This window comes from Cognatiluteimonas telluris, from assembly GCF_011320095.1.
In the GTDB taxonomy this organism is placed as follows: Bacteria; Pseudomonadota; Gammaproteobacteria; order Xanthomonadales; family Xanthomonadaceae; genus Cognatiluteimonas; species Cognatiluteimonas telluris.
In genome coordinates, this window is record NZ_JAANOY010000047.1 from 1 (window position 1) to 8,021 (window position 8,021).

The 8,021-nt window shown below is 71.5% G+C and carries 8 protein-coding genes; 2 read left to right on the plus strand and 6 right to left on the minus strand.

The genetic code is table 11. The features are described 5' to 3' along the window. Window positions 1–35 precede the first annotated feature (35 nt). Window positions 36–1,349 (minus strand): lipid IV(A) 3-deoxy-D-manno-octulosonic acid transferase, encoded by a 1,314-nt coding sequence (gene waaA / locus G7B67_RS12470; RefSeq protein WP_166212912.1) that lies wholly within the window; start codon window positions 1,347–1,349, stop codon window positions 36–38. A gap of 216 nt (window positions 1,350–1,565) precedes the next feature. On the opposite strand from waaA, the gene lpxL reads away from it, so the two are divergent. Beyond that, window positions 1,566–2,492, plus strand: coding sequence for an LpxL/LpxP family Kdo(2)-lipid IV(A) lauroyl/palmitoleoyl acyltransferase (gene lpxL, locus G7B67_RS12475; RefSeq protein ID WP_166212914.1), 927 nt, complete (start codon window positions 1,566–1,568; stop codon window positions 2,490–2,492). Here the strand turns inward: lpxL and G7B67_RS12480 are convergent. From G7B67_RS12480 to lptF, 5 genes are all read right to left on the minus strand, one after another. After that, window positions 2,489–3,832: an O-antigen ligase family protein gene (locus G7B67_RS12480; protein WP_425482452.1), complete on the minus strand. Its 1,344-nt coding sequence runs from the start codon at window positions 3,830–3,832 to the stop codon at window positions 2,489–2,491. The genes lpxL and G7B67_RS12480 overlap by 4 nt on opposite strands. Beyond that, window positions 3,829–4,941 (minus strand): glycosyltransferase, encoded by a 1,113-nt coding sequence (locus tag G7B67_RS12485; protein ID WP_166212916.1) that lies wholly within the window; start codon window positions 4,939–4,941, stop codon window positions 3,829–3,831. The genes G7B67_RS12480 and G7B67_RS12485 overlap by 4 nt, the downstream gene beginning before the upstream one ends. A gap of 35 nt (window positions 4,942–4,976) precedes the next feature. Continuing rightward, window positions 4,977–5,183, minus strand: coding sequence for a zinc-finger domain-containing protein (locus tag G7B67_RS12490; protein ID WP_166212918.1), 207 nt, complete (start codon window positions 5,181–5,183; stop codon window positions 4,977–4,979). Window positions 5,184–5,389: 206 nt separating this feature from the next. Then, window positions 5,390–6,490: an LPS export ABC transporter permease LptG gene (lptG, locus tag G7B67_RS12495; protein WP_166212920.1), complete on the minus strand. Its 1,101-nt coding sequence runs from the start codon at window positions 6,488–6,490 to the stop codon at window positions 5,390–5,392. Next, entirely contained in the window at window positions 6,487–7,578 is a 1,092-nt protein-coding gene (gene lptF, locus G7B67_RS12500; RefSeq protein WP_166212922.1) for an LPS export ABC transporter permease LptF, read from the minus strand. The genes lptG and lptF overlap by 4 nt, the downstream gene beginning before the upstream one ends. Window positions 7,579–7,822: 244 nt before the next feature. Between lptF and G7B67_RS12505 the strand changes: the two genes are divergently transcribed. Continuing rightward, window positions 7,823–8,021: hypothetical protein (locus G7B67_RS12505; protein ID WP_166212924.1), on the plus strand; the 199-nt coding region annotated here is incomplete at its 3' end.

The following is an 8,021-nucleotide window of genomic DNA, read 5'->3' on the forward strand; positions in this document are numbered from 1 at the left end:
CCGCCGTGCCGGCGCACCGCCGGCACGCGGCGGCGTCACCTCGGCGCCGCCGGCAGGTCCGAGTGGATCGCCGCCAGGGTGCGGCCCAGCGCGCCGCGCCCCTTGCTGACCAGCGCGCGCCCGGCCGCGACCATCGCCGCGCGTCGCGCGGGGTCTTCCAGCAATCGTTCGATGTCGGCACCCACGGCGTCGCCGTCCGCGCCGACGAGCAGGGCCCCGGCGCCTGCCAGCTGCGCGGCGATATCGCTGAAATTGTGCAGGTGCGGGCCGGTGACGATCGCCGTGCCGACCGCCGCCGGCTCGAGGAGGTTATGGCCGCCGATGTCCTGCAGGCTGCCGCCGACGAACGCCACCTGCGCGCAGCCGTAGAACGGCATCAGCTCGCCCAGGGTATCGATCACGAACACCGCGTCGTCGCGGTCCGGCCACTGGGTGAGCCTGCGCGTGGACACCCGCCAGCCGGCGGCGACCGATTGCTGCATGACCGCCTTGAAGCGCTCCGGATGGCGCGGCGCCCACAGCAGCAGCAACTGCGGCCAATGCACGCGCAGCCGCTTGTGGATCGCGATCACCGCGGTTTCCTCCTCGGGGTGCGTGCTGGCCGCGATCCAGGCCGGCCGCATCCCGCTGTGCTCGCGGAACGCACTTGCGAAGGCGGGCCACGCGTCGTCCATGGGGATGTCGTACTTGAGGTTGCCGATGACCAGCGTGCGCGCGGCCGGTGCACCGAGCCGCACGAAGCGGTCGGCATCGGCCTGGGACTGCGCCAGGACGCGGCGCACCGTGTCGAGCGCGCGCGAAACCAGCGCGCTGAGCACGCGATAGCCGCGCAGCGAGCGTTCGGACAGGCGCGCATTGACGATGTAGGCCGGCACCCCGCCGTCGCGGCAGCCGAGCAGCAGGTTCGGCCACAATTCGGTCTCCATCACCAGCGCCAGGTGCGGGCGGAAATGCTTGAGGAAGCGCCGCACCGCGCCGGGCAGGTCGTAGGGCAGGTAGACGTGTTCGACCGCCTCGCCCCAGAGCGCGCGCACGCGCGCCGATCCTGTCGGCGTGATCGTCGTCACCAGCAGCCGCAGGTCGGGGCGCAGCGCGCGCAGCGCGTTGACCAGCGGCGCGGCGGCGTTGACCTCGCCGACCGACACGGCATGCACCCACAGCGTGCCTTGCCGGCGCGGCGGCTCGTCGTAGACGGCGTAGCGCTCGTTCCAGCGCAGGAAATACTCGCGCTGGCGAAAGCCGCGCCAGATCAGGTGGTAGACGGTGACCGGGACCAGCGCGTACAGCACGACCGAATACAGGCCACGCAACACGCGTTCGACGGCCTGGTCGGAAGGGTCGGAAGGCATGGCGCAAGGATAGCGGCAGCGGGTCGGCGCATGGGCACGCATGCCTGGTCGACGGCCCCACCAACCTTGGGGACGTCATCGGCGCGGCCAACCGCAGCAGCCTTGGCGCTGCGCTGCGCGACATGCGGCCGGGAGCGAACGGCAGGCGATCGTGGCGACATGCGGCCCGCGGCCGCGTTTCGCGGCTCCGCGCGAGCGCCCGGATAGAATCGCGGCATGCCCTTCGACGCCACCGACCGACCACCGCTCGCCCCGCGCACCTGGCCGAGCTGGGTCGGGATCGGGTTGCTGGTCGCGCTGGCACGACTGCCATGGTCGTGGCAGCAGGCGCTCGGTCGCCGATTGGGCGGCTTGCTGCGGCGGCGCCTGCATGCGCGCCGCGAGATCGCCGCGCGCAACCTCGCGCTGTGTTTTCCCGAACGCGACCCGGCCGCGCAACGCGCACTGCTGGATGCGCATTTCGCGGCGCTGGGGATCGGCGTGTTCGAGTTCGCCCGTGCCTGGTGGGGCTCGATCGCGCCCTTGCGGCGCGGGCTCACCATCGAGGGCCTGGAGCACCTGCAGGCCGCGCGCGCCGATGGCCGTGGCGTGATCGTCGTCTCCGGCCACTTCACCACCCTGGAAGTCTGTGGCCGCCTGCTGTGCGACCACGTGCCGCTGGCCGGCATGTACCGGCCGTATCCGCAGCCGGCGATGGAGTGGGCAGTGCTGCACGGCCGCGCGCGCTATGCCGCGGCGATGTTCCCCAAGCAGGACGTGCGCGGCGTGGTCCGCCACCTCAAGCGCGGCGGATTGCTGTGGTATGCGCCCGACCAGGATCCCAGCCGCGGCGACAGCGTGTACGTGCCGTTCTTCGGCCAGCCCGCGCACAGCCTGACCTCGACCCACCAGCTGGCCCGGCTGTCCGGCGCGGCGGTGGTGCTGTTCGAACACGCGCGCCGTGACGATGGCAGTTACCGGCTGCGGCTGTCGCCGGCGCTGGAGGGCTTTCCATCCGCCGACGCCGCCGTCGACACCGCGCGCGTGATGGCCGGGATCGAAACCATGGCCCGCGCGGCGCCGGCGCAGTACCTGTGGATCCACCGCAGGTTCAAACGCCAGCCCGAAGGCAGGCCCAATCCCTACGCCAGAATGCCGCGCTAGCCCTGGGCCGGCGCCGGCTCGTCGCGTCCGAGCAGCGCGCCGGCATAGAGCGCGGCGAGCAGCAGGGCCACGCCGCCCCAGAACGTCGAATAGAACGCCAGGTGGGTGTTGAACGGGAACACCGTCACCGCCAGCGCCAGCAGCGCCGGGCCTGCGCGCTCGCGCATCGGCGGCGCGGCGAACCGCCACGCACGCCACGCCAGCGCCGCGCCTGCCAGCCACAGCAGCAGGCCGATGAAACCAGTTTCGCTGAGGATCTCGAGCACGATCTGGTGGGCATGCAGCGCCGGGCCGTGGCCCCAGGCGGCAAGCGTTCCGGCTTCCTGGTCGCAGCCGGGGAAGGCCTCGCGGAAGCCGCGCGCGCCCACGCCGTTGACCGGATGCGCACGCACCATGCAGACCGCCGCGCTCCAGATCCGGGTGCGCCCGGACAGGGCAACTTCCACCCCGTCCTGGTCGGCGGTCAACGCCTGGGTGGTGCGGGCGATGCGTTCGCGCACCTGCGGCACCGCCAGCGTCAGCACCGCGAGCGTGACCGCCCCGAACACGAACACGCCCAGCAAGCGCTTGACCCCGAGCAGCCGCCAGCCGGAAAACAGCAACACCAGCGCATAGGTCAGCCACGACGCGCGCGCGCCGGCCAGCAGGATCACCACGCCCAGCACGGCCGCCAGCACGATCCAGCCGACGCTGCCGTAACGGCGCCCGGCCGCGTGCAGCGCGAACGGCGACAGGCTCGCCAGCACCAGCCCCAGCTTCAGGTTGCACGGCCCGAGCACGCCGCTGAGGCGATCGACGCTGGCCACTTCGCTGGCCGGGCACATCGCATGGCCGCTGATGATCTGCTTGAGCTGGTCCAGGCTCCAGAACAGCGGGCTCAGGCCGGTCAATGCCTGCAGCAGCGCATCGAACGTCCACACCGCGACGATGATCGCCAGCCCGTTGAAGGTCGTCCGGCGGGCGCGGTCGTCCGCCACCGCCGCCGCCACCAGCCACAGGAACGGCAGGTAGCGCAGGTCCACCAGCGTTTCGTGCCAGGCATGCGCGCGATCGATGGCATCGAAGGCCGAAATCGCCTCCGGCGCCCAGTAAGCGAAAAACAACGCACTGGTCAGCGCCCACGCCGGCGCGCTCAGCAGCCGGGTGCCGCCGCGGAAACGCGCGAGCAGCAAGCGCACGATCGCCACCAGCGCTCCGAGCACCATCACCCCTTCGGCGTAACCCGGTGCCGGCCACAGCGCGACGAACGCCAGCACCCACGCCGGCGCCCAGCGCCAGCCGACCGGCGCACGCGCGGCGTCAGTGGCCATCGGGGACATCGGCGTCGCGGGTCGGCTCATGCGAGTTGCTCGTACAGGGCCAGCGTCGCCTGCTGCATCGCGCGCAGGCCGTCGGGCATCGTAACCGGGAGCGGCGGCGGACTGGCGAGCAGCGCGCGGGTCGCCGCCGCCAGCGCGTCTACGTCGAACGGCGCCACCGCCCCCTGCGGCAGCCAGCGCGCCAGCAACTCGCCGACGCCGCCATGCGCCCAGCCGATCACCGGGCGGCCGACCGACAAGGCCTCCAGCACGGTGCGCCCGAAGGCCTCGGGTTTGCGCGAGAGCTGCAGCACCACGGTGGAGGCGGCATACGCCTGCGCCATCGCGGCCGTGGGCGCCGAGATCGCCACCGCATCGGTGAGGTTCAACGCCGCGGCGTCGCGCTCGAGTTCGGCGACGTAATCCGCGCGACCGGACTGGCGCGCGCCGGGCATCCACAGTCGCGCGTCCACCCCGCTCGCGCGCAGCGTGGCCAGCATGCACAGTGCATCGTGGTGGCCCTTCAGGCGCGTGCCGCGTCCGGGCAGCAGCAGCAGCGGGCCGCTGCCGGAGAGTTGAGGATGCAGCGAGGCCACCGCGCTGCGCGCCGCGGTGTCGGGATGGTCCGCACGCGGAAACGCGGCCGGGTCGATGCCGCGTTCGATCACCTGCAGTGCCGCGGGATCGACCTGCGGATAGTGCTGCAGCACGTGATTGCGCACGGTCCGCGACACGCAGATGACGCGCTCGCCGGACGCCATTACCGCACTGTAGCGCGAGGGCGAGTTGAGCCCATGCACGGTGGTGACGAAGCGCGGCTTGCGCGCCCCGCGCATTCCGCGCAGCGCGAAACTCGCCAGCCACGCCGGCAGCCGCGAGCGTGCGTGCACGATGTCGGCGTCGACCTGCGCGAACATCCGTCGCAGCGCGGGCACGCGGCGCAGGCTCAGGAGCGACTTGCGACCGATGTCGAAGGTGACGTGTTCGCCGCCGAGCGCCTGCAGCGGCGCCACCAGCCGCCCGCCCGCCGACACCACGATCGCGCGGTGGCCGGCCTGCACCAGCGCCTCGGCGATCTCGAGCGTCGATCGCTCGACGCCACCAGCGTCGAGCGCCGGCAGCAGCTGCACCACGGTCAGGCGTCGGCCCATCGTCACCGGCTCATGCCGCGCCCGGCCCGCGCGGGTCAGTCGACGAGGACGAAGTGCGCGCCGCAATATGGGCAATGCGCCTCCCCGCCGTCCTGCGCGATCGGCAGGTACACGCGCGGATGCGAATTCCACAACGCCATCGCCGGCGTCGGGCAGCTCAACGGCAGGTCCGCGGCGTGGACCTCGTAACGCTGCTGGGCATTGGCGGGCGCGGTCGCGCGCTGCGGGGCAAGATCGGCCATGGCGACGGGCTTCGATGGGGAAGGCGACAGTTTAGCGCGCAGCGGCACGAACCCGTTCCGGTGCGACCGCAGCCCGGGCAAGGCGAAGCCGCATCCGGGAGCGGGACGAGGAGTCATCGGGGTTTCGCGCGCACCGCCCCGGGTGCGCTGCGCTTGCCCGGGCGACGGGAACGCGATCCGGTGGTCGAAGGTGTGCGACCCGATCCTCAGCCGCTGCGCCGTCGGAACAGCGCGAACGACACCGCCATCATCACCGCTGGCGGCACCAGGTAGGCGATGCGGTAGTCGAACTTGTACACGCCGGCCAGTTGCACGAACTGCGTCTGTAGCAGCCAGAAGCCCAGCGCGAACACGATGCCGATGAACAGCCGTTTTCCCAGGCCGCCGCTGCGCAGGCTGCCGAAGGCGAACGGCACCGCGGCCAGGCACAGCGCCAGCACGTTGAGCGGGTAGAACCAGCGGCCCCAGTAGCTTTCCTCGAAGCGGCTGGCGTCCAGGTCGTTGCGATGGCGGTATTCGATGCCGCTGCGCAGGTCCGACGAGGGCAGCGCGTAGGGCTGGGTGACGCTGGCGGCCAGCGCGGTGTCGTCGAGCCTGGAGTTCCAGTGTTCTTCCATCACTTCGGTCTGGGTGACCGAGCGGGCATCGAAGTAGGTGCGCTTGACGTTGTGCAGGCGCCAGCCCCCGGGGCGATGCTCGGCGGTGCGCGCCTGCGCGATCGACTCCAGCCGGCCGAGGTCGTCGAATTCGTACAGCCGTACGTCGCTCAATTCGAGCCAGTGCTGTCCGCCCTGGTCGCGCTGCTGCCCAGCCTGCGCATTGAGGAAGGTGTTGCCTTCGCGCGCCCACAGGCCGGAATACTGGGCGACGATCATGTCGCGCGACTTCGCCGACGCCTTCAAGGCATCCGCGCGCGCCATGCCCCAGGGCGAGAGCGTCTCGCCGTTGACCACCATCAGCGCCGTCAGCACCGACAACGCGATCGCCACCGCCAGCCCGAGCCGGCGCCGCGACAGGCCCAGTGCACGCAGCGCGGTGAGCTCGGAGCTCGCCGCCAGCTGGCCCAGCCCCATCAGCGTTCCGATCACCGCCGCGGTGGGGAACAGGGTGTAGGCGCGCCGCGGCACCGTGAGCAGCACGTCGACGACGGCCTTGGCGAAGGTGTAATCGCCCTTGCCGACATCGCTGATCTCCGACACCACCGCCAGCACCACGTCCAGGCCCAGCAGCACGCCCCAGCTGGCCAGCACGGTGAGCAGCAGCACGCGGGCGATGTACAGATCGTGCAGCTTCGGGAACGGCTTCATCGCGTGGCTCCGACCGCGAATCCCCGGCGCAGGCGTCCATCGTGGAAATACATCCACAGCGCCACCGCCAGCAGCGGCAGCAGCAGCCACCACAGGCCCGCGGCCATCGGCAGCGTGCCGCTGCCCAGCCAGTCGGTGCCCAGGACCATCAGGTTGGTGCCGACGAGGTAAGCCAAAAAGCCGAGCAGGATCCGCCCATAGCGCGCCTGCCTGGGCGAACTGCGTGACAGCGGCACCGCGATCAGCGCGAACGCAAGCGCCAGCAGCGGTGGCGCGATGCGGTAATGCAGCTGCGCGGCCGCCTCCCGGCGCGGGTCCTTGAACAACGCCTGCAGCGTCATCGACTGCGGATCGTCCTCCGGCGCGCGGTCCTCGTTGCGCGGCATGCGCATGGCGTTGCTGGCGTAGCGCATCAGGCGGAAGTCCATGCCGGTTTCCAGCGGCCCTTCGACCCGGAAACCGTCGAGCAGGGTCAGGTAGCGGTCGTTGCGGCCGACGAACGACAACGCGCCGGTGCGCGCGGTGGTGACGTCGAGCCGGCCGCGCGCCTGCTTGTAGACGAACACGCGCGACAGCTGGCGGCCATCGTTGGACATGCCGCCGACGTAGACGACGCCGTTTCCTCCGGGCAATTCGGTGAAGCGGCCGGGCTCGAGCCCGGCGACCAGCAGGCTGCGGCTGCCGGCGATGATCATTTCCTGCGAGGTGCGCTTGGCCCACGGCCCCCACCACAGCGAGCACAGCGCGATCACCGCCACGACCGGCAGCACCAGCATCAGCACCGGGCGCAGCATCCGCCGCGGACCGATGCCGATCGAGGTCAGCACCGGCATCTCGGCGTCGCGGTACAGCCGTCCCATCGCCAGCAGCATGCCGATCATCAACCCCAACGGCAGCACCAGCGGAAGGTAGCGGATCAGCTGCAGCCCCAGCTGCGCCAGCATCATCCCGGCCGGCACGCGGCCGCGGGCGACGTCGCCCAGCACGTCGGCGAAGATCCCGCCCAGGCTCACCATCAGCAGCACCACCACGGCGGCAAGCGTGGTCTGGCTGAATTCGCGGAACAGGTAGCGATCGAGCTTGGGCATCAGGCCTCGGCGGCGCTTGGTGGGGGCGGCAGGGTTGGCATCGGGCGGGCTTGCTTTAGACTTCCGGATCGTTTCGTCCTCGACGGGCCGCCTCGGTGGCCGGCCACCGGATGGTTCGCCCTGGCCGTGAAGGCCATGGTGGCGACGCGCCCGTCGCCGTCGAACCCTCATTGCCCTGCACCGCGATCCGGGCGGCGTGCGGATTGTACGGAACCCAACGCCTCCACTCCCTGGAATCTGGTCGATGCCCCTCGAATTCACCCTGAACCAAGCCGCTCCCGCCGACACCGCCACCGACTGCATCGTGGTAGGCGCATTTTCCAGCGGCACGCCCGGCGAGGGCACGGCGGCCAGCGGTGCGGCATCCGGCGGCGCCCGCACGACCCTGGGCCCGGCGGCGCAGGCGCTCGACGCGGCCAGTGGTGGCCGCCTGGCGGCGCTGG

Bases quoted from the DNA above. Each gene is read 5' to 3' on its own strand.
- waaA (WP_166212912.1), bottom strand. From the start codon at position 1,349: ATGCCTTCCGACCCTTCCGACCAGGCCGTCGAACGCGTGTTGCGTGGC.
- lpxL (WP_166212914.1), top strand. From the start codon at position 1,566: ATGCCCTTCGACGCCACCGACCGACCACCGCTCGCCCCGCGCACCTGG.
- G7B67_RS12480 (WP_425482452.1), bottom strand. From the start codon at position 3,832: ATGAGCCGACCCGCGACGCCGATGTCCCCGATGGCCACTGACGCCGCG.
- G7B67_RS12485 (WP_166212916.1), bottom strand. From the start codon at position 4,941: ATGGGCCGACGCCTGACCGTGGTGCAGCTGCTGCCGGCGCTCGACGCT.
- G7B67_RS12490 (WP_166212918.1), bottom strand. From the start codon at position 5,183: ATGGCCGATCTTGCCCCGCAGCGCGCGACCGCGCCCGCCAATGCCCAG.
- lptG (WP_166212920.1), bottom strand. From the start codon at position 6,490: ATGAAGCCGTTCCCGAAGCTGCACGATCTGTACATCGCCCGCGTGCTG.
- lptF (WP_166212922.1), bottom strand. From the start codon at position 7,578: ATGCCCAAGCTCGATCGCTACCTGTTCCGCGAATTCAGCCAGACCACG.